Annotated in this window: 21 protein-coding genes, 1 tRNA gene and 3 pseudogenes; 20 read left to right on the top strand and 5 right to left on the bottom strand. The window is 56.7% G+C overall.

The window, feature by feature from the left end; translation table 11 throughout:
• Positions 1-87 precede the first annotated feature (87 nt).
• The 6 genes from pepP (at position 88) to gcvP (ending at position 8,949) form a co-directional block, all read left to right on the top strand.
• Positions 88-1,410, top strand: coding sequence for a Xaa-Pro aminopeptidase (gene pepP, locus ABFX35_RS11430; protein ID WP_346081113.1), 1,323 nt, complete (start codon positions 88-90; stop codon positions 1,408-1,410).
• 1 nt (position 1,411) lies between these two features.
• Positions 1,412-2,590 carry a 2-octaprenyl-6-methoxyphenyl hydroxylase gene (ubiH, locus tag ABFX35_RS11425; RefSeq protein ID WP_346081111.1) on the top strand — a complete coding sequence of 393 codons (1,179 nt, stop codon included), beginning with the start codon at positions 1,412-1,414 and terminating at the stop codon, positions 2,588-2,590.
• 96 nt (positions 2,591-2,686) lie between these two features.
• The gene (gene ubiI, locus ABFX35_RS11420) at positions 2,687-3,889 is read left to right on the top strand and encodes an FAD-dependent 2-octaprenylphenol hydroxylase (RefSeq protein WP_279024097.1); all 1,203 of its coding nucleotides are present in this window, start codon (positions 2,687-2,689) and stop codon (positions 3,887-3,889) included.
• Positions 3,890-4,408: 519 nt separating this feature from the next.
• The gene (gene gcvT / locus ABFX35_RS11415; protein WP_346081108.1) at positions 4,409-5,506 is read left to right on the top strand and encodes a glycine cleavage system aminomethyltransferase GcvT; all 1,098 of its coding nucleotides are present in this window, start codon (positions 4,409-4,411) and stop codon (positions 5,504-5,506) included.
• A gap of 84 nt (positions 5,507-5,590) precedes the next feature.
• Complete coding sequence (gene gcvH / locus ABFX35_RS11410) at positions 5,591-5,977, top strand: glycine cleavage system protein GcvH (protein WP_121555189.1); 387 nt, start codon at positions 5,591-5,593, stop codon at positions 5,975-5,977.
• 95 nt (positions 5,978-6,072) lie between these two features.
• Positions 6,073-8,949 carry an aminomethyl-transferring glycine dehydrogenase gene (gene gcvP, locus ABFX35_RS11405; protein ID WP_346081106.1) on the top strand — a complete coding sequence of 959 codons (2,877 nt, stop codon included), beginning with the start codon at positions 6,073-6,075 and terminating at the stop codon, positions 8,947-8,949.
• A 58-nt stretch (positions 8,950-9,007) separates the two neighbouring features.
• Here gcvP and ABFX35_RS11400 read toward each other — a convergent pair whose 3' ends face one another.
• Entirely contained in the window at positions 9,008-9,616 is a 609-nt protein-coding gene (locus ABFX35_RS11400; protein ID WP_346081104.1) for an HD domain-containing protein, read from the bottom strand.
• 194 nt (positions 9,617-9,810) lie between these two features.
• Here ABFX35_RS11400 and trhA point away from each other — a divergent pair, with 194 nt between their 5' ends.
• The gene (trhA, locus tag ABFX35_RS11395) at positions 9,811-10,485 is read left to right on the top strand and encodes a PAQR family membrane homeostasis protein TrhA (RefSeq protein WP_346081697.1); all 675 of its coding nucleotides are present in this window, start codon (positions 9,811-9,813) and stop codon (positions 10,483-10,485) included.
• Positions 10,486-10,528: 43 nt separating this feature from the next.
• Here the strand turns inward: trhA and ygfZ are convergent, their stop codons facing one another.
• Positions 10,529-11,518, bottom strand: a complete 990-nt coding sequence (gene ygfZ / locus ABFX35_RS11390; protein ID WP_095847350.1) for a tRNA-modifying protein YgfZ — start codon at positions 11,516-11,518, stop codon at positions 10,529-10,531.
• Between the two features lie 288 nt (positions 11,519-11,806).
• Between ygfZ and sdhE the strand changes: the two genes are divergently transcribed.
• Positions 11,807-12,073 (top strand): FAD assembly factor SdhE, encoded by a 267-nt coding sequence (gene sdhE, locus ABFX35_RS11385; RefSeq protein WP_095849067.1) that lies wholly within the window; start codon positions 11,807-11,809, stop codon positions 12,071-12,073.
• On the top strand, positions 12,054-12,485 hold the full coding sequence (locus ABFX35_RS11380; protein ID WP_279024105.1) for a protein YgfX: 432 nt from the start codon (positions 12,054-12,056) through the stop codon (positions 12,483-12,485). Before sdhE ends, ABFX35_RS11380 begins: the two co-directional genes overlap by 20 nt.
• A 21-nt stretch (positions 12,486-12,506) precedes the next feature.
• On the opposite strand, the gene fldB is transcribed toward ABFX35_RS11380, so the two are convergent.
• A complete protein-coding gene (gene fldB, locus ABFX35_RS11375; RefSeq protein WP_279024107.1) occupies positions 12,507-13,025 on the bottom strand; it encodes a flavodoxin FldB in 519 nt (172 codons plus the stop codon).
• A 68-nt stretch (positions 13,026-13,093) separates the two neighbouring features.
• Here fldB and xerD point away from each other — a divergent pair, with 68 nt between their 5' ends.
• From xerD to ABFX35_RS11335, 8 genes and pseudogenes are all read left to right on the top strand, one after another.
• Positions 13,094-14,044 carry a site-specific tyrosine recombinase XerD gene (gene xerD, locus ABFX35_RS11370; RefSeq protein ID WP_279024109.1) on the top strand — a complete coding sequence of 317 codons (951 nt, stop codon included), beginning with the start codon at positions 13,094-13,096 and terminating at the stop codon, positions 14,042-14,044.
• Positions 14,045-14,070: 26 nt separating this feature from the next.
• A complete protein-coding gene (gene dsbC, locus ABFX35_RS11365) occupies positions 14,071-14,787 on the top strand; it encodes a bifunctional protein-disulfide isomerase/oxidoreductase DsbC (protein ID WP_095847354.1) in 717 nt (238 codons plus the stop codon).
• Positions 14,788-14,793: 6 nt separating this feature from the next.
• Positions 14,794-16,527, top strand: a complete 1,734-nt coding sequence (gene recJ / locus ABFX35_RS11360) for a single-stranded-DNA-specific exonuclease RecJ (protein WP_346081099.1) — start codon at positions 14,794-14,796, stop codon at positions 16,525-16,527.
• Positions 16,528-16,918: 391 nt separating this feature from the next.
• A protein-coding gene (prfB, locus tag ABFX35_RS11355; RefSeq protein WP_279024113.1) for a peptide chain release factor 2 occupies positions 16,919-18,017 on the top strand; the annotation gives its coding sequence in 2 pieces (ribosomal slippage) (positions 16,919-16,993 and positions 16,995-18,017; 1,098 coding nt in all).
• A 9-nt stretch (positions 18,018-18,026) separates the two neighbouring features.
• Positions 18,027-19,544: a lysine--tRNA ligase gene (lysS, locus tag ABFX35_RS11350; protein ID WP_346081097.1), complete on the top strand. Its 1,518-nt coding sequence runs from the start codon at positions 18,027-18,029 to the stop codon at positions 19,542-19,544.
• A gap of 165 nt (positions 19,545-19,709) precedes the next feature.
• Positions 19,710-19,783 (top strand) — tRNA-Gly (locus ABFX35_RS11345).
• A 286-nt stretch (positions 19,784-20,069) separates the two neighbouring features.
• Positions 20,070-20,411: pseudogene (locus tag ABFX35_RS11340) on the top strand (STM2901 family protein); the annotation flags it as partial.
• Entirely contained in the window at positions 20,402-20,734 is a 333-nt protein-coding gene (locus ABFX35_RS11335; protein WP_279024119.1) for a DUF1493 family protein, read from the top strand. The pseudogene ABFX35_RS11340 and the gene ABFX35_RS11335, both read left to right, overlap by 10 nt.
• Here ABFX35_RS11335 and ABFX35_RS24185 read toward each other — a convergent pair.
• Positions 20,624-20,947, bottom strand: a complete 324-nt coding sequence (locus ABFX35_RS24185; RefSeq protein WP_428832187.1) for a transposase — start codon at positions 20,945-20,947, stop codon at positions 20,624-20,626. The genes ABFX35_RS11335 and ABFX35_RS24185 overlap by 111 nt on opposite strands.
• A gap of 454 nt (positions 20,948-21,401) precedes the next feature.
• Here ABFX35_RS24185 and ABFX35_RS11325 point away from each other — a divergent pair, with 454 nt between their 5' ends.
• Both ABFX35_RS11325 and ABFX35_RS11320 read left to right on the top strand, forming a co-directional pair.
• Positions 21,402-21,860 (top strand): STM2901 family protein, encoded by a 459-nt coding sequence (locus tag ABFX35_RS11325; RefSeq protein ID WP_346081094.1) that lies wholly within the window; start codon positions 21,402-21,404, stop codon positions 21,858-21,860.
• Positions 21,854-22,174: a DUF1493 family protein gene (locus ABFX35_RS11320; RefSeq protein ID WP_413541350.1), complete on the top strand. Its 321-nt coding sequence runs from the start codon at positions 21,854-21,856 to the stop codon at positions 22,172-22,174. Before ABFX35_RS11325 ends, ABFX35_RS11320 begins: the two co-directional genes overlap by 7 nt.
• Positions 22,175-22,188: 14 nt before the next feature.
• Here the strand turns inward: ABFX35_RS11320 and ABFX35_RS11315 are convergent.
• Positions 22,189-22,527, bottom strand: a pseudogene (locus ABFX35_RS11315) (integrase); the annotation flags it as partial.
• A gap of 692 nt (positions 22,528-23,219) precedes the next feature.
• Here ABFX35_RS11315 and ABFX35_RS11310 point away from each other — a divergent pair.
• Positions 23,220-23,916 (top strand): annotated as a pseudogene (locus tag ABFX35_RS11310) (MgtC family protein).
• The last annotated feature ends 5 nt before the right edge of the window (positions 23,917-23,921 follow it).

Genomic DNA, 23,921 nt, shown 5'->3' with positions numbered 1-23,921 from the left:
GCGCCGGCCATATTGCCGTGCGCCCTGAAGACACCGGGCGGCATCGCAGGAAAGCTGTTACAGGAAAACTGATTTCAGGAGAAGGTCATGACTCAGCAGGAATTCCATAATCGCCGGCAGGCGTTATTAGCGAAAATGGCTCCGGCCAGCGCGGCGGTTATTTTTGCTGCGCCGGAAGCAACCCGCAATGCAGATTCAGAATATCCTTACCGCCAGAGCAGTGATTTCTGGTACCTGACCGGTTTCAATGAGCCGGAAGCGGTGCTGATCCTGGTCAAAAGCGATGAGACGCACAATCACAGCGTCTTGTTTAACCGGGTGCGCGATTTAACGGCCGAAATCTGGTTCGGCCGCCGCCTGGGACAGGAGGCGGCGCCGGCTAGGCTGGGCGTGGACCGGGCCTTACCCTTCGATGAAATCAACGAACACCTGTACCTGTTGCTCAATGGGCTGAACGTGGTGTACCACGCGCAGGGGGAATACGCCTATGCGGACGCCATCTTGTATGGCGCGCTGGAAAAGCTGCGCAAGGGGTTCCGCCAAAATCTGCAGGCGCCGGCCACCGTGACCGATTGGCGCCCGTGGCTGCATGACATGCGTCTGTTTAAATCACCGGAAGAAATCGGCGTGATGCGCCGTGCCGGCGAAATCACCGCGCTGGCGCATACCCGTGCGATGGAAACCTGCCGCCCGGGGATGTTTGAGTACCAACTGGAAGCGGAGATCCACCACGAATTCGCGCGCCATGGCGCGCGCTATCCCTCCTATAACACGATTGTCGGCAGCGGCGAAAATGGCTGTATTTTGCACTACACCGAAAACGCCAGCCAAATGCGTGACGGCGATCTGGTGCTGATCGATGCCGGCTGTGAATACCAGGGCTATGCCGGCGATATCACCCGCACTTTCCCGGTGAACGGTACGTTTAGCGCGGCGCAGCGCGCGGTGTACGATATCGTGTTGGCTTCGCTGTACAAGGCGTTAGCGCTGTTCCGGCCTGGCACCAGCATTCGCGAAGTCACCGAGGAGGTGGTGCGCGTGATGGTCAGCGGGCTGGTTAAGCTGGGCGTGATGCACGGCGAAGTTGAGCAACTGATTGCCGACCAGGCGCACCGCCAGTTCTTTATGCACGGCCTGAGCCATTGGCTGGGGCTGGATGTGCATGACGTCGGCCATTACGGCACGCCAAGCCGCGAGCGTCTGCTGGAGCCGGGAATGGTGCTGACGGTTGAGCCGGGGTTGTATATTGCGCCGAATGCCGACGTGCCGCCGGAATATCGCGGGATTGGCATCCGCATCGAAGATGATATTTTGATCACCGCCGACGGCAACGAAAACCTGACGGCCGGCGTAGTGAAAGACGCCGATGATATAGAAGCGCTGATGGCGGCGGCCAGGGCGGTTAAATAGCATGAGCGTCATTATTGTCGGCGGCGGCATGGCCGGCGCCACCCTGGCGTTGGCCATCTCTACGTTGACCCACGGGAAAGTGCCGGTTGATGTGATCGAGGCGGTGCGCCCGGGCGACCGCGCGCATCCGGGGTTTGACGCGCGGGCGATCGCATTGGCGCAGGGCACTTGCCAACAGCTCAGCCACATTGGCGTTTGGCCGGCGCTGCGCGACTGCGCCACGGCGATAACCCATGTGCACGTCAGCGATCGCGGCCACGCTGGCTTTGTTAATATCCGGGCGCAGGATTACCGGGTTGATGCGCTTGGCCAGGTGATCGAGCTGCATGATGCCGGCCTGCGGCTGTTCAGCCTGTTGGCAAAGGCACCGGGGGTAACGTTACATTGCCCGGCCAAAGTGATCGATGTGCAGCGCACCGCTGAGCGCGCCGAGGTGCTGTTGGATAATCACCAGCGCCTGAGCGGCCAGCTGCTGGTGGCCGCGGATGGCTCACACTCCGCGCTGGCGCAGGCTTGCCATGTGCAGTGGCAGCAAAAAGACTACCCGCAGTGCGCCATCATCGCCAATATCACGACGGCGGAAGATCCCCAGGGGCGGGCCTTTGAGCGCTTTACCGGCCAGGGGCCGCTGGCGCTGTTGCCGATGTCGCAAGGGCGCAGTTCCCTGGTGTGGTGCCATGCACAGGCCGAGCAACAGCAGGTGGCCGGCTGGGATGATGAACGCTTTCTCAACGAACTGCAGCAGGCTTTCGGCTGGCGCCTGGGGCGTATGCTAAAAGCCGGCAAGCGCCACAGTTATCCCCTGCGGCTGCTGACGGCGCGGCAACATGTCAGCCACCGGCTGGCGCTGGTGGGCAATGCCGCCCAGACGCTGCACCCGATCGCCGGGCAGGGCTTCAACCTGGGACTGAGGGATGTGATGTCGTTGGCGGAAACGCTGGCAGAAGGGGTGGCTCTGGGAGAGGATCTGGGCGCTTATCCCTTGTTGAGCCGCTACCAACAGCGGCGGCAGAAAGATCAACAGGCGACGATCGGCGTGACCGATGGGTTGATCTCGCTGTTCGCCAACCGTTATGCGCCTTTGGTGGTTGGGCGCAATTTGGGCCTGATGGCGATGGAGCAACTGCCGCCGCTGCGTGATGCGTTTGCCAAACGCACGCTGGGCTGGGTTGAACGTTAAACGGCAGTTTTATCGGGCGTGGCCTGGCGTTGCGCTTGGGGTTATCGGCGCACGCCCTGTGGCGCTAACGGGGTCATTGAAAGGAATTTAAGCAGCATGCAATCATTTGACGTGGTTATCGCCGGTGGCGGTATGGTAGGGCTGGCCGTTGCCTGTGGTCTGCAAGGCAGCGGTTTGCGCGTGGCGGTGCTGGAACATCGCCAGCCGGAGAATACGCCGTTGCCGGCACTGCCGGCGCTGCGCGTTTCCGCCATCAATGCCGCCAGTGAACGCCTGTTGCAGCATATCGGCGTGTGGGACGAGATTGTGCAACTACGCGCCAGTGCCTACCGCGCCATGGAAGTGTGGGATCGCGATAGCTTCGGCAAAATCGCTTTTCATGCGGACGAATGTGGCTTTAGCCATCTGGGCCATATTATTGAAAATGATGTCATTCAGCAGGCGCTGTGGAAAAAAGCGCAAATGCTCCCTGAGGTCACGCTGCTGACGCCTGCGGCGCTCAAACAGGTGGCCTGGGGGGAAAATGACACCTTTATCACGTTGGAAGACGGCCAAATGTTGACTGCTCGGCTGGTGGTGGGTGCGGATGGCGCCAATTCCTGGCTGCGCCAGCATGCGGATATCCCACTGACCTTCTGGGATTACCACCACAGCGCTTTAGTGGCGACCATCCGCACGGAACTCCCGCACCAGGCCACTGCCCGGCAGGTATTCCATGGCGACGGTATCCTGGCATTCCTGCCGTTTGACGATCCCCATCTATGCTCGATCGTCTGGTCTGTGGCGCCGGAGGAGGCTGAACGGCTGATACACCTGGCGCCGGCGCATTTTAACCGCGAACTGGGCATGGTGTTTGATATGCGCCTTGGCCACTGCCAGTTGGAAAGCGAACGGCAGGTCTTCCCGTTGACCGGGCGCTATGCGCGCAGCTTTGCCGCCCACCGGCTGGCACTGGTTGGCGATGCGGCGCATACCGTGCATCCACTGGCTGGGCAGGGCGTCAACCTGGGCTTTATGGATGCCGCCGAACTGATCGCCGAGCTTAAACGCTTGCAGCGCCAGGGCAAGGACATTGGCCAGCACCTGTATCTGCGCCGCTATGAGCGCCGCCGTAAACACGGTGCGGCGGTTATGCTGGCCAGCATGCAGGGCTTCCGCGAGCTGTTTGACGGCGTTAACCCGGCGAAAAAGCTGCTGCGCGACGTCGGCCTGCGGCTGGCAGATACGCTGCCCGGCGTGAAGCCGAAGCTGGTGCGCCAGGCGATGGGGCTGAATGATTTGCCGGATTGGTTATCATAGCCCCCCTCTGATAGTTCGCCCCGGCGCGTCCGCTGGGGTTTATCATTTCTCTTCCGTTATCCTGCGTTATCCGCGAAGCCATAATTTTTTCTTATATCCCCCTTCATTTGAAATAATCTAATTTTCGCCTGATTTTACCATTACTTTTTCTAATCCATATCAGGAGAGCCAAAAGTAGAAACTCCGCCGATTTTTCCCTGATAGCTCTACAAAATAATAATGTTGATATTTTTATTGCGGTTTTTATGTATTAAATCGCATTTTTTTAGTGAAAAAATCGGCAAGATTATGCGGCAATTCACTGGCTATCAGCCATGTTCTGAATATTTTTACTTATGGTTAATGTGGGCGTTCGGTGCTAACGTCGAAGGAAAGGTATCGTTTGCGCCGCGGCGGCGGGCCGTATTTTCAGGTGGTTTTCTGCGCGGCATTTCTGTTTGGCGAGCCGGTGTGCGCACCTCATCGTTGGCGATTGATGAGCGGCGCGCATGCTATCTCCGGCAAAGAAAGAGGGAAAAGATGGCAAAGCAAACCCCGTTGTACGATCAGCATGTGGCATGCGGCGCGCGGATGGTGGATTTCCACGGTTGGATGATGCCGCTGCATTATGGTTCCCAGCTTGATGAGCACCGTGCGGTGCGCCAGGATGCGGGCATGTTTGATGTTTCGCATATGACCATTGTGGATTTGCAAGGCGCCCGTACCCGCGAATTCCTGCGTTACCTGTTAGCCAATGACGTCGCCAAACTGACCCAGCCCGGCAAGGCGCTGTATACCGGGATGCTGAATGCTTCGGGCGGCGTGATTGACGATCTGATCGTGTATTTCTTTAGTGAAGACCACTTCCGCCTGGTGGTGAACTCCGCCACCCGTGAAAAAGACCTGGCCTGGATTGAAGAGCACGCCGCGCCTTATAGCGTTCAACTGAGGGTGCGTGACGATCTGTCATTGATCGCAATCCAGGGGCCACAGGCGCAGGCGCGCGCCGCCACGCTGTTTACCGCCGAACAGCAACAGGCGGTGGCAGGCATGAAGCCGTTTTATGGCATGCAGGCCGGCGATCTGTTCATTGCGACCACCGGCTACACCGGAGAGGCCGGCTATGAAGTTGCTCTGCCAAACGCGCAGGCGGCTGATTTCTGGCAGCGGCTGTTGGCGGCCGGGGTGAAACCGGCCGGGTTGGGCGCGCGCGATACGCTGCGTTTGGAGGCCGGCATGAACCTGTATGGCCAGGAGATGGACGAAGGCGTTTCACCGCTGGCGGCCAATATGGCATGGACCATCGCCTGGGAGCCTCAGGATCGCCAGTTTATCGGCCGTGACGCGCTGGAGCAGCAGCGTAGCCGTGGCACGGAACAGTTGGTGGGTTTGATCATGACGGAAAAAGGCGTATTACGTAATGAGTTGCCGGTCAGCTTTACCGATGCCAGCGGCCAGGCGCAGCAAGGGGTGATCACCAGCGGCTCTTTCTCGCCCACCCTGGGCTTCAGTATTGCGCTGGCGCGGGTGCCGCAGGGGATCGGCGAGCAGGCGATTGTACAAATCCGTAATCGTGAAGTGCCGGTGAAGGTGACCAAACCCGGGTTCGTCCGCGCAGGTAAGTCACTGATTAATTGATTTTTTGTTGATGCGATACCCCTGGTTTTCGGGCCGCGGCCTGAAAATTCGGGAGCGATAATTTCTTCGAAGGAGAAGCAGGCCATGAGCAATGTGCCAACAGAATTGAAGTATGCGGCATCCCACGAATGGGTGCGTGACGAAGGCAACGGTGAATATCTGGTGGGCATTACCGAGCATGCGCAGGAACTGCTGGGCGATATGGTATTTGTCGATCTGCCGGAAGTCGGCACCGTTGTCGCGGCCGGCGATGACTGCGCGGTGGCGGAATCGGTAAAGGCCGCTTCCGACATCTATGCCCCGCTGAGCGGTGAAATTATCGCCGTGAACGCGGCATTGGACGGTTCGCCGGAGCTGGTGAACAGCGATCCTTACAGTGAAGGCTGGCTGTTTCGCATTAAAGCGAGCGACAGCGCCGAGCTGGATAAACTGCTGAACGCCGACGAGTATCAGGCCTCTATCGAAGAGTAAGCCTGCGCAGCAAACCGCCATTCCCTCCTGCTCTGGGAGGGATACGGTGAACGTATGTCCCCCAGTCCCATGTTAGCACTCAGGAATTTGGAGCAATGACCCAGACACTCAGCCAACTTGAAAACAGCGACGCGTTCATCGAACGCCATATCGGCCCTTCGGCGCAACAGCAGCAACAGATGCTGGCAATGGTGGGCGCCAGCTCGCTTGGCGCGCTGATCCAGCAGATTGTACCGGCGGATATTCAACTGCCGGGGCCGCCGGCGGTGGGCGATGCGGCCACCGAGCATCAGGCGTTGGCGGAGCTGAAGGCGATGGCGGCGCTGAATCAGTGTTACAAATCCTATATCGGCATGGGCTACAGCGCAGTGCTGACGCCACCGGTGATCCTGCGCAACATGCTGGAAAACCCGGGCTGGTACACGGCCTATACGCCGTATCAGCCGGAAGTGTCGCAGGGCCGCCTTGAGGCGCTGCTGAATTTCCAGACGCTGACGCTGGATCTGACCGGCTTGGATCTGGCCTCGGCCTCGTTGCTGGATGAAGCCACTGCTGCCGCCGAGGCGATGGCGCTGGCCAAACGTGCCAGCAAGCTGAAAGACGCCAACCGTTTCTTCGTGGCGAACGATGTGCATCCGCAAACGCTGGATGTGGTGCGCACCCGTGCACAAACCTTCGGCTTTGAAGTGATTGTCGATCGGGCGGAGAAGGTGCTGGATCTGCAGGGGGTGTTTGGCGTGCTGTTGCAGCAGGTGGGCAGCACCGGTGAAGTACATGACTACAACGCCCTGTTGGCCGAGCTGAAAAACCGCAAGATCGTTACCAGCGTGGCGGCGGATATCATGGCGCTGGTATTGCTGGCCGCACCGGGCAAACAGGGGGCGGATGTGGTGTTCGGCTCCGCCCAACGTTTTGGCGTGCCGATGGGATACGGCGGCCCGCACGCGGCATTTTTCGCCTGCCGCGATGAATTCAAACGCGCCATGCCGGGCCGCATTATCGGCGTTTCGCGCGATGCCGCTGGCAATACCGCGCTGCGTATGGCGATGCAAACCCGTGAACAGCATATTCGCCGGGAGAAAGCCAACTCCAATATCTGTACCTCACAGGTGCTGTTGGCCAACATCGCCAGCCTGTACGCGGTGTACCATGGGCCGCAGGGGCTGCAGCGCATCACCGGGCGCATTCATCGCCTGACGGATATTCTGGCCGCCGGGTTGCGGCAGGCAGGCCTGGTGCTGCGCCACACAACCTGGTTCGACACCTTGACGGTAGAAGTGAAAGATAAGGCCGCCGTGCTGGAGCGCGCATTGGGCTTTGGCATTAACCTGCGCACCGATATCCACGGCGCAGTTGGCATTACGCTGGACGAAGCCACCAGCCGTGAAGACGTGCAAACGCTGTTTGCGGTATTGGCCGGCGACGATCACGGGCTGGACATCGCCGCGCTGGATGCGCAAGTGAGCCAGAATAGCGCGTCGATCCCGGCGGCGATGCGGCGTACGGATCCGATCCTCACCCATCCGGTGTTCAACCGCTATCACAGCGAAACCGAGATGATGCGCTATATGCACCGCCTTGAACGTAAGGATCTGGCGCTGAATCAGGCGATGATCCCGCTGGGTTCCTGCACCATGAAGCTCAATGCGGCGGCGGAAATGATCCCGATCACCTGGCCGGAGTTTGCCGAGCTGCATCCGTTCTGTCCGCCGGAACAGGCGGTGGGGTATCAACAGATGATCGGCCAGCTTTCCCGTTGGCTGGTGCAATTGACCGGTTACGATGCGGTGTGCATGCAGCCCAACTCTGGCGCGCAGGGGGAATACGCCGGCCTGCTGTCGATTCGCCGCTATCACGAAAGCCGCAATGAGGGCGGGCGCCACGTCTGCCTGATCCCAAGCTCCGCGCATGGCACTAACCCGGCCTCTGCCCATATGGCGGGGATGAGCGTGGTGGTGGTGGCCTGCGATAAAAACGGCAACATCGATCTGCACGATCTGCGCGCCAAGGCGGAGCAGGCCGGGGATACGCTCTCCTGCATTATGGTGACCTACCCGTCAACGCACGGGGTTTATGAGGAAACCATCCGTGAAGTCTGCCAGATCGTTCATCAGTATGGCGGCCAGGTTTATCTGGACGGCGCCAACATGAACGCGCAGGTCGGCATTACCACGCCGGGCTACATCGGCGCGGATGTGTCGCACCTTAACCTGCACAAAACCTTTTGCATTCCGCACGGCGGCGGCGGCCCAGGCATGGGGCCTATCGGCGTGAAGGCGCATCTGGCGCCATTCGTGCCGGGCCACAGCGTGGTGCAGATTGAAGACCAGCTCACCCAGCAGGGCGCCGTTTCCGCCGCGCCGTTCGGCAGCGCGTCGATCCTGCCCATTAGCTGGATGTATATCCGCATGATGGGGGCGGAAGGGTTGAAGCAGGCCAGCCAGGTGGCGATCCTGAACGCCAACTATATCGCGACCCGCCTGAAAGCGGCTTATCCGGTGCTGTATACCGGGCGCGATCATCGGGTGGCGCACGAATGCATTCTGGATCTGCGGCCGCTGAAAGAGGCGAGCGGCATCAGTGAAATGGACATCGCCAAGCGCCTGATCGATTACGGTTTCCATGCGCCGACCATGTCGTTCCCGGTTGCCGGTACCTTGATGGTTGAGCCCACTGAGTCTGAAAGCCAAGAGGAGTTGGATCGCTTTATTGACGCCATGCTGGCGATCCGTGGCGAAATCGAACGGGTTATCAGCGGCGAATGGCCGTTGGCCGACAACCCGCTGGTGAACGCGCCGCACGTTCAGGAAGAATTGGTCGGCGACTGGCAACATGCCTACAGCCGCGAACTGGCCGTGTTCCCGTCCGCCGCGGTGCGTGAGAACAAATACTGGCCGACCGTGAAGCGCCTGGATGACGTTTACGGCGACCGCAACCTGTTCTGTTCCTGCGCGCCAATCAGCGAATACTAAGCAGTAGGCAACGGCAAAAAAGCAGCGCATATGCGCTGCTTTTTTATGGCGTAAACGCTTACTTCAACCAGCCTTTGCGCTGCGCTTCCTGCAGGTGTTGCAGCAGGTAGTGCCACAGTTCCGGGTAGGTTTCGCCGATCATGGCGTTGCGCGCCACCACCTGTTCCAGGCTGATGTTATTTTCCGCCCAGCTTTGGCCGCCATTGTGCAGGTTCATCAGCATCGGCATGGTGCGATCCAGCACCAGCGCGAAGCGCGCATCGGGCGTTTCGTTATCTTCATATTCTTGCCATAAGGCGGTGAAATACTCACGCTGGGCTTGCGGCAAGATGCCGAACAAGCGGCGCGCCGCCGCGACTTCCTGATCGTGAATGGCCGCACGCGCCGCCAAATCGTAAACCAGCACGTCGCCGGCATCGATCTCGACGATATCGTGTAACAGCGCCATCTGGATCACGCGTTGGATATCCACGCCTTCACCGGCGTAGGGCGCCATGCTCATTGCGGCGACGGCAAAGTGCCAGCTATGTTCGGCGGAGTTTTCATGACGCTGGCTATCAAGCACTTTGGTGCGGCGTTGGACGCCTTTCAGCTTGTCGATTTCCATCAAAAACGCAACGGTTTGGGTCATGGAGCCAAAATCTAACGCGGGTACAGCGGATGACATGAGCAACCTCAGGGTGGAGTGATGAAAGGTGAACCCGGGAATTGTAGACCACTGCCGCGGGGATTTCGACGCTTGCGCGGGGATACATTTTTTCACCGTTTTATTTTTGGCTTACACGTGTACACTGGAATTATTCTCAGTTAAGCTGTTTGCGGCAATTTCGAACAGTTATTGGTGTGTCAGAGGTATCCATGATGGAAAAAGCAGGTGTCGTAAAGGCCAGGGCAGAAAAGAATGTGGTTTCAACCTATCCTTGGGCAGAGGAAATTGCGAACAGCATCAGCCATGGCATTGGTTTTATCTTTGGTATCGTGGGGCTGGTGATGCTGCTGGTGCAGGCGGTGAACAGCGGCGCGGGCGCCACGGCCATTACCAGCTACAGCCTGTATGGCGGCAGTATGATCCTGCTGTTCCTGGCTTCCACGCTGTATCACGCCATCCCACATCAGAAGGCCAAGCACTGGCTGAAGAAGTTTGATCACTGTGCCATTTACCTGCTGATTGCCGGTACCTATACGCCATTCCTGCTGGTCGGGCTGGATTCCGCGCTGGCGCGGGGCCTGATGGTGGTTATCTGGAGCATTGCGCTGTTCGGTGTGATTTTCAAACTGGCGTTTGCCCACCGCTTTGAGGTGCTTTCGCTGGTCACCTATCTGACCATGGGCTGGCTCTCGTTGATCGTTATCTACCAGTTGGCAACCCGGCTGGAAGCCGGCGGCGTTACGCTGCTGGCGGTTGGCGGCGTGGTGTATACGCTGGGTGTGATTTTCTATGCGTCGAAGCGTATTCGTTTCGGCCACGCCATTTGGCACGGCTTTGTGCTGGGCGGCTGTTTTTGCCATTTTCTGGCGATTTATTTGTACGTCTAACCACCGCGTTTCAGGGCCGCAGGCACGCGGCCCGGCCTGATGATTACTCTTCCACCAGTGAATACGGCAGCGGCTTGATGGCTAACTGGCTGCCGGCATCGTCGCGCACGCGCAAAACGCTGTCCGGCGCCAGATCGTTATTTAGCACGGCCTGCACCCACAGCGTACCGTCGGCGAGCTTGCTGGCCGCCAGCACGGTGCCGGTTCGGCGCCAGTTTTCACCCAGCTTCAATTCCAGATCTTCAGCCGCCGCCGGCGTGCGGCCCGCCTGACCGGCCAGCCAGTATAACGCGCGTTTATTGGCGCCGCGGAATTTTGCGCGGGCGACCATTTCCTGCCCTGTGTAGCAGCCCTTGCTGAAGCTGATGCCGCCGGCCAGCGCCTGCAGGTTGGTGGCCTGCGGGATGAGCTGTTCGCAGTTTGGCGCGTCGATGATTGGGTAACCGGCTTCGATATCCAGCGTTAACCATTGCTGGCTGTCATTCAGTTCGGCCTGCTCATGCAGTTTGGCGACCAACTGCTCGGCGGTTGCCGCACGGGTGACCAACAAAAAGCGCTCGGCCGGCAATGCGAAGTGCAGCAGCGTGGTTTCGCCTTCCTGCACCACTTGGTTCTGGGCATCCGGCAGCGTTGTGAAGACGCTGGCCAACGCCGCCCGCGCCTGGAAGCCGGCGATCCCCAGCAGCACGGCATCGTTATCCGCCGCAATGGTCACTTTGGAAAACACCGCGTATTTTTTGATTTCCGCCAGTTGGTTTTCCAACACGCTGCGGCGCACCAGATAGCTGAACCCGTCATCGCGGCGGAACAAGCGCAGGTTGCTCCACATTTTGCCTTTGGCATCGCAATGGCCGCACAATACGTGCTGGGCGGTAAGCTTATCGATATCGGCCGTTACCTGGCCCTGAAGGTATTTTTCGGTATCCGGCCCGTTCAGCGCCACCAGCGCCCAATCTTCCAGCGAGATCAGAGTCAGGGGCAAATGGGTGGATGCAGAAGGCTGAAGGGGCGGAAAGGGGATATTGAACGCCATAAATAAGTACCTGCTTAACGTTGCGCCGAAAGTATTGCCACCATGGTAAGAGAGGGCGCAGCCTTTGCAAACAGTTATTCGGCGGCAGCGCTTTTTTTGCCATTATTTTTCTTTTGCCGCAGAAGCGCCTTCCCGCCGAGTATGTCAAATTGTTACTCTATACTGTACGCATGCAGTTTTAGGCCCGAGGGCCGACAATGGTTGTTTAAGGGAATTATCTTGCACAAGCGTTGCCTTACAGAATGTCGTTTGAGCACTGCCCCGCTGAAAGAGGTGAGTTATAACAACATGGATATTAATAATAAAGCACGTATTCATTGGGCATGCCGCCGCGGGATGCGTGAGCTGGATATATCGATCATGCCGTTTTTCGAATACGAATACGACACGTTGAGCGATGCGGACAAGGCGCTGTTTATTCGCCTGCTCGAGAGTGATGACCCCGATCTGTTTAACTGGCTGATGAATCATGGCGCTCCGCAGGATGCTGAACTGCAGAGGATGGTGAGATTGATCCAGACGCGAAATAAAGACCGTGGCCCAGTGGCGATGTGATGTCCGCATCTCCTGGCGCACCCAGTTACTTTCGCTGCTGTTGCACGGCGTTCTTATCCTGCTGATTCTGGTTTCGCCCTGGCCGGATGGCTATGGCCCCGTCTGGCTGGTGTTGCTGACGCTGGTGGTATTTGAATGTATTCGCAGCCAGCGGCGTATCGCGCAATGCCGTGGTGAACTGCGCCTGCAGGCCGATCGGCACGTCAGTTGGCACGGCAAGGAGTGGCTGTTGGTGAAGAAACCCTGGCTGCAGCCCTATGGGGTTATGCTGTCGCTGCGCCAGGTTCAGGGGAAAAAGCGCCGCCGTTTGTGGCTGGCTTCCGACAGTATGGATAAAGCGGAGTGGCGCCAACTGCGCCAGCGGTTGAATTTCCCGCCGGCCGGGGATGGCGAAGATCAATGGCGCAGCTAACCGGCTGCCGCGCCGTTGTGATTACAGCAAAGGCTCCATTTCCAGCAGGATTTGTTCGCACCACTGCTGCAGGCGTTCTTCGCTTAACTCGTATTGATTGACCTCGTCCAGCGCCAGGCCGACAAAATGTTGGCCGTCGGCGCTAAGCGGTTTCGGGCTGGTAAACTCATAGCCTTCCGTCGGCCAAAAACCGATAAACTGCACGCCGCGCGGCGCCAGTTGGTCGTGCAGCATGCCAAGCGCATCCAGGAACCATTCGCCGTAGCCAAGCTGATCCCCCATGCCGTACAACGCCACGATTTTGCCTTTCAGATCGAGCGACGCCAACTGCGGCCAGATGGCTTCCCAGTCTTCTTGCAGTTCGCCGAAGTCCCAGGTGGGGATCCCGAGGATCAGTACTGCGTAATCCTCCATCAGCTTGGGGGACTCGTCTTTCAGGTTGTGCAGATCGACCAGGTCTTCACCCAGAATCTCACGAATTTTTTCCGCCGCCATTTCGGTGTAACAGGTGCTGGAGCCGTAAAACAAACCAATCTTCATCTTTAAACCGTTTTGTACTCTTCGTGGAATTGCAACGAGTGTACCATAAGGCATAATGCCGGGGTGTTATGGATACGAACCGAAGCCTGCGGGCGGCGTGGGTTCTAAGAGAGGTGAGCTTGCAACAGCAAGAAAGCGCGTTGATTGAGCAATTTCTGGATGCGTTGTGGCTTGAGCGCAATCTGGCGGAAAACACGCTGGCCTCTTACCGGTTGGATTTGCAGGCGCTGGCCGGTTGGCTGGCGCAGAATAACAGCAGTCTGCTACGGGCGCAGGCGGTGGATTTGCAGGCTTTCCTCGCCGATCGCATTGAGGGCGGTTATAAGGCCACCAGCTCCGCGCGCCTGTTGAGCGCCATGCGGCGCCTGTTCCAATACCTTTACCGCGAAAAGCAGCGTGCTGACGATCCAACCGCGCAGTTGGCTTCGCCGAAGCTGCCCCAGCGGCTGCCGAAAGATCTGAGCGAAGCGCAGGTCGAGGCGCTGTTGCAAGCGCCCTGTATCGATCAGCCGCTGGAACTGCGCGATAAAGCCATGCTGGAGGTGTTATACGCCACCGGCCTGCGCGTATCCGAACTGGTGGGGTTGGCTATCAGCGATGTCAGCCTGCGTCAGGGCGTGGTGCGCGTGATCGGCAAGGGCAATAAGGAACGGCTGGTGCCGCTGGGGGAAGAGGCGGTGTACTGGGTTGAGTATTATCTTGAGCACGGCCGCCCGTGGCTGGTGAACGGGCAGGCGCTGGACGTGATGTTCCCGAGCCAGCGCTGCCAGCAGATGACCCGGCAGACCTTCTGGCATCGCATCAAACACTATGCGATCCTTGCCGGCATTGACAGCGAACGCCTGTCGCCGCATGTGCTGCGCCACGCATTTGCAACGCATCTGCTGAACCACGGGGCGGATCTCCGTGTCGTACAGATGTTATTAGGGCATAGCGATCTCTCAACCACGCAAATTTATACGCATGTAGCGACTGAACGGCTGAAACAGCTACATCAACAGCATCACCCGCGTGCCTGATGCACGGGGTTTAAAAGGATTAAAGGATGAAAAAAGGTTTAATGCTGCTCTCTGCGCTGATGGCTTCGCTCATCGGCAGCGCCCACGCTGACGACGCGGCGATCCAAAAGGCGCTTGGCGGGCTGGGCATCCAGCAGGCAGACGTGCAGCCATCGCCGGTCGCCGGTTTGAAAACGGTGCTGACCGAAAGCGGCGTGCTGTACGTTTCTGAAGACGGCAAACACATTTTGCAGGGGCCGCTGTATGACGTGAGCGGCGGCGAACCCGTGAACGTGACCAATAAACTGCTGAGCGCCCGGCTGGACGCGTTGCAGGATCAGATGATCGTTTACAAGGCTCCGCAGGAAAAACAGGTGATCACCGTGTTTACCGACATCACCTGCGGCTATTGCCACAAACTGCACCAGCAGATGAAAGAATATAACGCACAGGGGATTACCGTGCGCTATCTGGCGTTCCCGCGCCAGGGGCTGAACTCCGAGGCGGAAAAAAACATGCAGTCCATCTGGTGCACCGCCGACAAGGCCAAAGCCTTTGACGCCGCCATGAAGGGCGATGCTATCTCGCCGGCCACCTGTAAAACCGACATCAGCAAGCACTATGCGCTCGGCGTGCAGTTCGGCATCCAGGGCACACCGGCGATCATTTTGCAAAACGGCATGATGATCCCGGGTTACCAGGGGCCAAAAGAGCTGGCCGCCATGCTGAATGCGCATCAGGCCGCCATGAAAACCGGTGGTTGATCGCCGGTGATAATCAAAACCCAATTACGCCGCCGTGAGGCGGTGGATGACACCACGTTGCCCGCCAGCCTGCACCCGCTGCTGCGCCGCTTGTACGCGCAGCGCGGCGTGAAAGGCGAGCAGGAACTGGAGCGCAGCGTTAAAGGCATGCTGCCGTGGCAGCAGTTGGACGGCATCGACGCTGCGATCGATCTGCTGCAGCAGGCGCTGGCCGATCGCCGCCGCATTATGGTGGTGGGCGATTTTGACGCCGATGGCGCCACCAGCACGGCGCTGACGGTGTTGGCGCTGCGCAGTATGGGCGGCGGCGACGTTAACTACCTGGTGCCGAACCGTTTTGATGACGGCTACGGGCTAAGCCCGGAAGTGGTTGAACAGGCGCACGCGCGCGGCGCCGAACTGATCGTCACCGTCGATAACGGCATTTCTTCCCATGCTGGGGTAGAAGTGGCGCACGCCAAAGGGATGCAGGTGCTGGTGACCGATCACCACCTGCCGGGCGACACGCTGCCGGCGGCGGAGGCGATCATCAACCCGAACCTGCGCGGCTGCGCGTTCCCCTCGAAGGCGTTAGCCGGCGTTGGCGTGGCGTTTTATCTGATGCTGGCGCTGCGCACCCGGCTGCGTGACAGCGGCTGGTTTGAACAGCGCGGTTTGGCGATGCCGAACCTGGCGGATCTGCTCGATCTGGTGGCGCTGGGCACGGTGGCGGATGTGGTGCCGCTTGACGCCAATAACCGTATTCTGGTGTATCAGGGGCTGAACCGCATTCGCGCCGGCAAGTGCCGCCCCGGTATTCGGGCGCTGCTGGAAGTGGCGAACCGCGATGCGCGCCAACTGGTGGCAAGCGATTTGGGGTTTGCCCTGGGGCCGCGCCTGAATGCCGCCGGGCGGTTGGATGATATGTCGATCGGTGTGGCGCTGCTGTTAAGCGACGACATTGCGCAAGCGCGGATGTTGGCCAACGATCTGGACGCGCTTAACCAGACGCGGCGCGAGATTGAGCAAGGTATGCAACTGGAAGCGCTGCAACTGTGCGATCAGTTGGAACGCAGCAGCACGGCACTGCCTTGCGGGCTGGCGATGTATCACCCGGAATGGCACCAGGGCGTGGTGGGGATTTTGGCTTCGCGCATTAAAGAGCGTTTCCACCGGCCGGTGATCGCGTTTGCCCCGGCGGGGGAAGGTATCCTGAAAGGTTCCGGGCGTTCGGTTGCCGGGCTGCACATGCGTGATGCGCTGGAGCGGCTGGATACGCTGCACCCGGGCCTGATGATGAAGTTCGGCGGCCACGCGATGGCGGCGGGGCTTTCGCTGGAAGCGGCGCGCTTTGACGAGTTCCGTCAGCGTTTTGGCGAACTGGTCGGGGAGTGGCTCGATCCGGCGCTGCTGGAGGGCGTTGTCTGGTCCGACGGCGAGCTGGGCCAGCAAGAGCTGACGCTGGAAATGGCCGAGCTGTTGCGCAGCGGCGGCCCGTGGGGGCAGGCCTTCCCTGAGCCGACGTTTGACGGCCGGTTCCGTATCCTGCAGCAGCGGCTGGTGGGCGAGAAGCACCTGAAGCTGATGGTGGAACCGCTGGGCGGCGGCCCTTTGCTCGACGGCATTGCTTTTAACGTTGATACCAGCCAGTGGCCGGACAACAGTGTGCGCGAAGTAGAGCTGGCTTACCGGCTGGATGTTAATGAATTCCGCGGCAACCGCAATGTGCAATTGCTGATCCAGCACCTGTGGCCATACTGAACGTGACTACGGGGGTGTTGCCGCACGCCATCTCCAGCGCGGCAAGGCCATAAGAAGGGCGCCGCCCGGCGCCCTTGCCATCAACCACGAAAAAAACGCCCACTTGCGATAGCCAACATAATTCAAGTTGCGGCCAACACACCTGCAACTTGCAGTATGACGGGTATATAAACTGGCGCCCAGATCCGCTAGAATTACCGGCTCTATGCCCAATATTTCAAATTGCAGGCAGGCGGCAAACGAAAGATAAATTTGCCGGGAGCAGTTTTGAACGCAGTTGGCGGCGGCCCGGTAGGGGCGAAGAAGAAAGCCAATATGCCTGCAACTTGAAACATGATGGGGATATGGCATCCCGCCACCGACGACATCTAACGTAAGAACGTAAAAAACCATGTTTGAAATTAATCCGGTAAAAAACCGAATTCAGGACCTGTCTGAGCGCACGGCCGTTCTTAGGGGGTATCTTTGACTACGATGCCAAGCAGGAACGCCTTGAAGAAGTAAACGCCGAGCTGGAACAGCCGGACGTTTGGAACGAACCTGAGCGCGCACAGGCGCTGGGGAAAGAGCGCTCAGCGCTGGAAGCGATTGTTGAAACCATCGATAGCCTGACCCAAGGGGCGGAAGACGTCACCGGCCTGCTGGAGCTGGCGGTAGAGGCTGATGATGAAGAAACCTTCAACGAAGCCGCGGCCGAGTTGGACCAACTGATCGCGAACCTTGAGAAACTTGAGTTCCGCCGCATGTTTTCCGGCGAGTACGATAGCGCGGATTGCTACCTGGATATCCAGGCCGGTTCTGGCGGCACCGAAGCCCAGGACTGGGCCAGCATGCTGCTGCGCATGTACTTGCGCTGGGCGGAATCCAAGGGCTTTAAAACCGAAGTTATCGAAGAATCCGATGGCGAAGTCGCCGGCCTGAAATCCGCCACTATCAAGATTATGGGCGATTACGCGTTTGGCTGGTTGCGTACCGAAACCGGCGTTCACCGCCTGGTGCGCAAAAGCCCGTTCGATTCCGGCGGCCGCCGCCACACCTCATTCAGTTCGGTGTTTGTTTACCCGGAAGTGGATGACGATATTGATATCGATATCAACCCGGCAGATCTGCGTATCGACGTTTACCGCGCTTCCGGCGCCGGTGGGCAGCACGTTAACAAAACCGAATCTGCGGTGCGTATTACCCACTTGCCAACCAATATCGTGGTGCAGTGTCAGAACGACCGTTCTCAGCATAAAAATAAGGATCAAGCCTTCAAACAGCTGCGTGCCAAGCTGTATGAGTTTGAGATGCAAAAGAAAAATGCTGATAAACAGGCGCTGGAAGACAACAAGTCCGATATCGGCTGGGGGAGCCAGATCCGCTCTTATGTGCTGGACGACTCCCGCATCAAGGATTTGCGCACCAACGTTGAAACGCGTAACACTCAGGCCGTACTTGATGGCGACCTGGATAAATTCATTGAGGCAAGTTTGAAAGCCGGGTTATGAGGAACGAAAATGTCTGAGCAACAACCACAGGGCGCCGAGCACGCGTCAGAACTCAATAACGAGCTACTGGCTCGCCGGGAAAAACTGGCGCTGCTGCGCGAGAAGGGCATTGCGTTCCCGAACGATTTCCGCCGCGACAGCATTTCTGACAAGCTGCACGCCGAATACGACGGCAAAGACAACGAAGAGCTGGAAGCGCTGGGCATCGAAGTTACCGTTGCCGGCCGCATGATGACGCGCCGTATCATGGGCAAAGCATCATTTGTTACCTTGCAGGACGTTGGCGGCCGTATTCAGCTTTACGTTGCGCGCGACGATCTGGCCGAAGGCATTTACAACGAGCAGTTTAAAAAATGGGACTTAGGCGACATTCTGGGCGCCCGCGGCAAACTGTTTAAAACCAAAACCGGCGAGCTGTCTGTGCACTGCACGGAACTGCGCCTGTTGACCAAAGCGCTGCGCCCGCTGCCGGACAAATTCCACGGCCTGGCGGACCAGGAAACCCGCTATCGCCAGCGCTATCTGGATCTGATCGCTAACGACGAATCCCGCAACACGTTCAAAGTGCGTTCGCAAATCATGGCCGGCATCCGTAGCTTTATGGTCGGTCGCGGGTTTATGGAAGTAGAAACGCCGATGATGCAGGTGATCCCAGGCGGTGCGTCTGCACGTCCGTTCATCACTCACCACAATGCGCTGGATATCGATATGTATCTGCGTATTGCGCCGGAGCTGTATCTGAAGCGCCTGGTGGTCGGCGGCTTTGAACGCGTATTCGAAATCAACCGTAACTTCCGCAATGAAGGCGTTTCCCCACGCCACAACCCAGAGTTCACCATGATGGAACTCTATATGGCATATGCGGATTACAAAGATCTGATCGAACTGACCGAAACCCTGTTCCGCACGCTGGCGCAAGACGTATTGGGTACGCCGCAGGTGCAGTATGGCGACGAGGTGTTCGACTTCAGCAAGCCATTTGAAAAGCTGACGATGAAAGAGGCGATTAAAAAGTATCGCCCGGAAACCGATCTGGCCGATCTGGACGACATGGCGAAAACCCTCGCCATTGCTGAATCTATCGGCATCAACGTCGAAAAAAGCTGGGGCCTGGGCCGCGTTGTCACCGAGATCTTCGAAGAAGTGGCGGAAAGCCATCTGATTCAGCCGACCTTTATTACCGAATATCCGGCGGAAGTTTCCCCGCTGGCGCGCCGTAATGACGTTAACCTGGAAATCACCGATCGCTTTGAATTCTTCATCGGCGGCCGTGAAATCGGCAACGGTTTCTCTGAGCTGAACGATGCGGAAGATCAGGCGCAGCGCTTTGCCGATCAGGTTGCGGCGAAGGATGCGGGCGATGACGAAGCGATGTTCTATGACGAAGATTACGTTACCGCGCTGGAGCACGGCCTGCCGCCAACCGCAGGGTTGGGCATCGGTATCGACCGTATGGTGATGCTGTTTACCAACAGCCACACCATCCGCGACGTGATTCTGTTCCCGGCGATGCGCCCAAGTAAGTAAGCGCAACCTTTCGTCCTGGATAAAAACCGATATGGCGCGCCGTATCGGTTTTTTTATGTGCAGCCAAGCACTACGGTTTGCTAACCGCCTAAATTATCGGCAGTTAAGCGCTATCTCCGCTTGCCCGGCGCAGATAACCGGTTATAATGCCAAGCGCACACCCAAGCGGGCGTAGTTCAATGGTAGAACGAGAGCTTCCCAAGCTCTATACGAGGGTTCGATTCCCTTCGCCCGCTCCAAACAAATCTTCCTCAAGTTCCCGTTAGTTACGTTGCCCTGCAAAGCAGTTACAACTTTAGCCATCCATTGTACTACGCCCATACCTGTTGTGTGATTGGTCTGTGGTACAGGGGGGGCATATCATCACGCTGGCAGTCGTTCCATCGTTCATACTGCGATAGCCCAACATGAAAAACAGATGCCTTTACCAAGGCTTAAAACCTCTCCTAAATAGCGGCCGACGACCTTAGCGCGGGATAAACAGGCGATATGATGGGATTCCTCACCAGTCCGGGAAAGTGGCTAGATTTTGTGGGTATTGTTGCGATCGTGGCAGGTCTAAATATAATTCCAACACGAACGAAACCGGGGACTGCCATCACGGGTACATCCATTGCCTCCATAGGTTCACGCAAGATTTTTGGTGAGGCTAAATTCCCTTTTGGCATCAAATTGCCTTCCGTTGTTGGTGGTTATCCTCCATCAACCTTGAGGCCACGGATGATTAGAAATGTCGGCGCTTTTGTTGGCAGAGGTATACCTGTTGTGGGCTGGGTGATTCTGGCAACGGATGTATCAGAAATTAGCTATCGTACTGTGGTTAAGTACAACGCGATCGCCAGAGGAAATGATAAACTATGGCAATAGATAACATCGAGCAACGCATTTTTGAGTTGGTGAAAAAACATGATGGTATCTACCTGTTTAAAAAGCCGACACTGACCCATGAAACCGATCTTGACAGCGATCTCAATCTTGAGGATGACGAGGCGCTGGCGCTCATGGAAGAGTTTTTTTCAACGTTCAGTGTTGATAAGGGGAATTTTTCCATTAAAACCTATTACCCACCGGATCCACCGCTAAGCGTTGTCCTTAACCCATTTAAGAAAACGGAACCCGTCCCCGTTCCCAATTTTACTATCGGTATGCTGATTGAATCCGCTAAGGCTGGTCGCTGGCTTTATGATTGACGATCTCACCGGTGCGGCGACTATGTGGATTAGCCGATGAGACGCAGACGCTAGAGAATCCGCTTTCCCCTCCAGTCTGGCCTGATTACGCCAATTATACAGGGTTGCGTCAGAAATCCCCTCCTGCTGAGCCAGCAAGGAGACGGTCATGTTGTAGGGCGGCAATAATTTTGCCAATACCGCGGCTTTCCGTTCCTGTGAATAACGTTTCATATCAGGCTCCATTGCCCCCATTTAGATTTTCAGTATGGGGTGTCAACTATCCTGCCAGAGAGGGGGAGTTCCACATTCATACTGCGATAGCCCAACATGAACAACAGATGCCTTTACCAAGGCTTTAAATCCCTCCTAAACAGCGGCGATTATGACGACCTTAGCGCGGGATAAACAGGCGATATGATGGGATTCCTAACCCGTCAGGGAAAGGGGCTGGCTCTACCCCATTTCGTGTATACGATAATGCACACCTGACGCACTGATCGTTACCGCTGAAAATCTGATGCTACGCCTAACGGCGCTGAACGATGGGTGTACCCATCACGGCGCTTTATGGCTTTTATTGTCTAGATGCTGACCGCTTGAGGAAGAAGAGCAGCAGACAATTCTTATTTTGAGATTGGGGTGACAGCGCTATGATTAGCAAAGTTTATCTTTGAGGTGATCAGGTATGGATACAGTAGAGGAACTCAACGGCACGTATTTTTACGGGGGGCTGATCAACCTTTCTGCGGGGGCGCTGTTCTTTTGGATCATGGTGGATGTGACCGCCGAGCATTTCACCGGGGCAAAAGACGTTATAGCGGCGGCCGCTGTTTATAGTGGACAGAACACGATTCCAGTGCGGGGCAAATTTGCCAAGGCAACGCCGGGAACCAGCTATTCATCTAAATACTCTCGAAAACTGCTAAATCGGTACATGCTGTCGTTCCAGCTTCCGACATGGATACAGTCACCCGTAAACCCGTTCAAAGTTAAGCGGATTATGACCTTTAAACTAGGCACCTTTGTAGGGCGGAGTATTCCTGTTATCGGCTGGATGGTTTTGGCGGTAGACGTGGCACAAATCAGTTACGAGTCAATGGTACGCTATAACCGGATTGTTAAGCCGGAGGATAGGGTATGGTAGACAAGGATATGGTAGACAAACACGCAGAGATAGAGCGGGCTGTCTGGGAATTAGTCGGAGAGTATAACGGGCGACGGCTTTTCACGTTTAAACCGTACCCGCTCAAGCTTGATACTGATCTAAATGAAGACTTCCGAATGGATCCGCTTGATGCTTACGAGCTAATGGAGCGGTACGTAGAAAAGTTCAACGTTGAGCCGTCAGATATCGATTTTGGAAAGTATTTCCCCGAGGATTTCAGTAAAAATCACCCACCGCTAACCGTAGGTATGCTGATTGAATCCGCCAAGGTAGGGCGTTGGCTTTATGACTAACCTTAACCGCCTTCAAATGGTTCATCGCTCTCAATTGTGCGCCGTGCTTCCAGATTATGATTGTGGAAAGGGTTTCCTTCCGGTATGGCGTCATAAGATCTTCTGGCAAACTCGTAGAGACTCCCCAAGCAAGTTAGCCAGTTGTGAATTGTTTGCCCTGCAACTTGATCTTGCTGTGACCGGATAAACTGCGTCACCATACGCCGACCAATCAAATCGATCTTGATATCTTTTTCTTGGATAGTTGCCAGAAAAACCTCGACAGCGCGAGCTGATTTACTCAGCGTCGAGTATGAACGGCGGGTTTTATAACTTTCGGCGTACTCATCGCGAATAAGACAAAGAGTAGGGGGATGTGGTTTTTTCTTCGGTGGGGGTGTTGAGTCGGTTTTTTACTTCCTGTGTACTTCGACGTAGGTCAAGCCGATTGTGGGGGGATGGCAGGTGGTTATCGAACTCGATCATCAAGCGGCTTATTGCCTCCATCACGCCTTCAGCGGCATCGTCCATTTTTGTGGCGCCGCCTGGATCGTTAGCCACACCACCTTTAACCCCTTGTTGACACGGGGGGTGTACTGGCGGTCACATTATGCTTCTTGCTTATCAATACGCTCATAAGGCTCTGCCTTGATACGCTGAGTGACGTCCGGTGTTTCACAGGCGGCTATATCAAATAATCAGTCAAGACCGATAATTCTAAACAAATCGTCACTGAAGCGAGATTTTAACTTTACTCAAATAATTGAATGGCTATAATGAGCTCAAATTCAAAAAGGAGAAATGTGTTGGACAGTCACCCTTACTTAAACATCAAGGCAAGCTGACGCTATTTCCCCTGCGCTGCTTGCCAAAACGGCGGGCAGCAATCTCCTTATACAGACGATTGCATCCCATAAATATAAACACAGCATAGCTGTGAGGATAATCGTCATATTCATGTTTAAAAATACATTATTCCCTCCGCCTTCAACACGACGTTAATCGCCTCTCCGGCGACAATTTGTCGTGTGCTTAATAAAGCACGTACTTAATTCTTCCAGCAAAAATGGAGGAACGTATGTTGATGTATCCTTATATCGTAAACTTACTCGCAGCGATGTTATTGGGTGCGCTGATTGGCGCCGAAAGGCAATGGCGCCAGCGTTATGGCTGGTCTACGCACTAATGCGTTGGTCGCAACCGGCGCAGCGGTTTTTATTCTGAGTTCAATTTCAACATCGCCGGATAGTTCGGGGCGTATTGCGGCGCAGGTAGTCTCAGGAATTGGCTTCCTTGGTGCGGGCGTCATCATGCGTGAAGGCATGAACGTACGCGGCTTGAATACTGCCGCCACGCTGTGGTGCTCTGCGGCGATTGGCGTGCTGTGCGGGTTGGGCCAGTTCTGGCAAGCGGCGGCGGCGACGCTGATAATCTTATGCGCTAATATTTTGCTGCGCGAAGCGGCACAGCGTATTAATCAGATCCCCTGTGCGACAGAAGAAGAGAAGTGCTACGTCCTGAATATCATCTGTAATAGCGAACATGAAAACGCAATTCGTCAGTTATTACTAAATATCAGCAAAGAGATGGCGCTCGGCTTGCAGGGGCTGGCCTCAATTGCAGCGAAAGAACAAGGGCATAAAGAAATCCGCATCGAGCTGGTCGGCAATGCCGATTTTCGCAAGGCTCGAGACCTTATTATGGCAAAAATTGGTGGTCACGAAAATATTACATCAGTCCGCTGGTGCGTCGAGGGGAGTTAATCTCC

Origin of the sequence: Gibbsiella dentisursi (assembly GCF_039539505.1) — a bacterium.
Classification (GTDB): Bacteria; Pseudomonadota; Gammaproteobacteria; order Enterobacterales; family Enterobacteriaceae; genus Gibbsiella; species Gibbsiella quercinecans.
This window is presented reverse-complemented; position numbering and strand designations above follow the sequence as displayed.

Bases quoted from the DNA above. Each gene is read 5' to 3' on its own strand.
- pepP (WP_346081113.1), top strand. From the start codon at position 88: ATGACTCAGCAGGAATTCCATAATCGCCGGCAGGCGTTATTAGCGAAA.
- ubiH (WP_346081111.1), top strand. From the start codon at position 1,412: ATGAGCGTCATTATTGTCGGCGGCGGCATGGCCGGCGCCACCCTGGCG.
- ubiI (WP_279024097.1), top strand. From the start codon at position 2,687: ATGCAATCATTTGACGTGGTTATCGCCGGTGGCGGTATGGTAGGGCTG.
- gcvT (WP_346081108.1), top strand. From the start codon at position 4,409: ATGGCAAAGCAAACCCCGTTGTACGATCAGCATGTGGCATGCGGCGCG.
- gcvH (WP_121555189.1), top strand. From the start codon at position 5,591: ATGAGCAATGTGCCAACAGAATTGAAGTATGCGGCATCCCACGAATGG.
- gcvP (WP_346081106.1), top strand. From the start codon at position 6,073: ATGACCCAGACACTCAGCCAACTTGAAAACAGCGACGCGTTCATCGAA.
- ABFX35_RS11400 (WP_346081104.1), bottom strand. From the start codon at position 9,616: ATGTCATCCGCTGTACCCGCGTTAGATTTTGGCTCCATGACCCAAACC.
- trhA (WP_346081697.1), top strand. From the start codon at position 9,811: ATGGAAAAAGCAGGTGTCGTAAAGGCCAGGGCAGAAAAGAATGTGGTT.
- ygfZ (WP_095847350.1), bottom strand. From the start codon at position 11,518: ATGGCGTTCAATATCCCCTTTCCGCCCCTTCAGCCTTCTGCATCCACC.
- sdhE (WP_095849067.1), top strand. From the start codon at position 11,807: ATGGATATTAATAATAAAGCACGTATTCATTGGGCATGCCGCCGCGGG.
- fldB (WP_279024107.1), bottom strand. From the start codon at position 13,025: ATGAAGATTGGTTTGTTTTACGGCTCCAGCACCTGTTACACCGAAATG.
- xerD (WP_279024109.1), top strand. From the start codon at position 13,094: ATGGATACGAACCGAAGCCTGCGGGCGGCGTGGGTTCTAAGAGAGGTG.
- dsbC (WP_095847354.1), top strand. From the start codon at position 14,071: ATGAAAAAAGGTTTAATGCTGCTCTCTGCGCTGATGGCTTCGCTCATC.
- lysS (WP_346081097.1), top strand. From the start codon at position 18,027: ATGTCTGAGCAACAACCACAGGGCGCCGAGCACGCGTCAGAACTCAAT.
- ABFX35_RS11335 (WP_279024119.1), top strand. From the start codon at position 20,402: ATGGCAATAGATAACATCGAGCAACGCATTTTTGAGTTGGTGAAAAAA.
- ABFX35_RS24185 (WP_428832187.1), bottom strand. From the start codon at position 20,947: ATGAAACGTTATTCACAGGAACGGAAAGCCGCGGTATTGGCAAAATTA.
- ABFX35_RS11325 (WP_346081094.1), top strand. From the start codon at position 21,402: ATGGATACAGTAGAGGAACTCAACGGCACGTATTTTTACGGGGGGCTG.
- ABFX35_RS11320 (WP_413541350.1), top strand. From the start codon at position 21,854: ATGGTAGACAAGGATATGGTAGACAAACACGCAGAGATAGAGCGGGCT.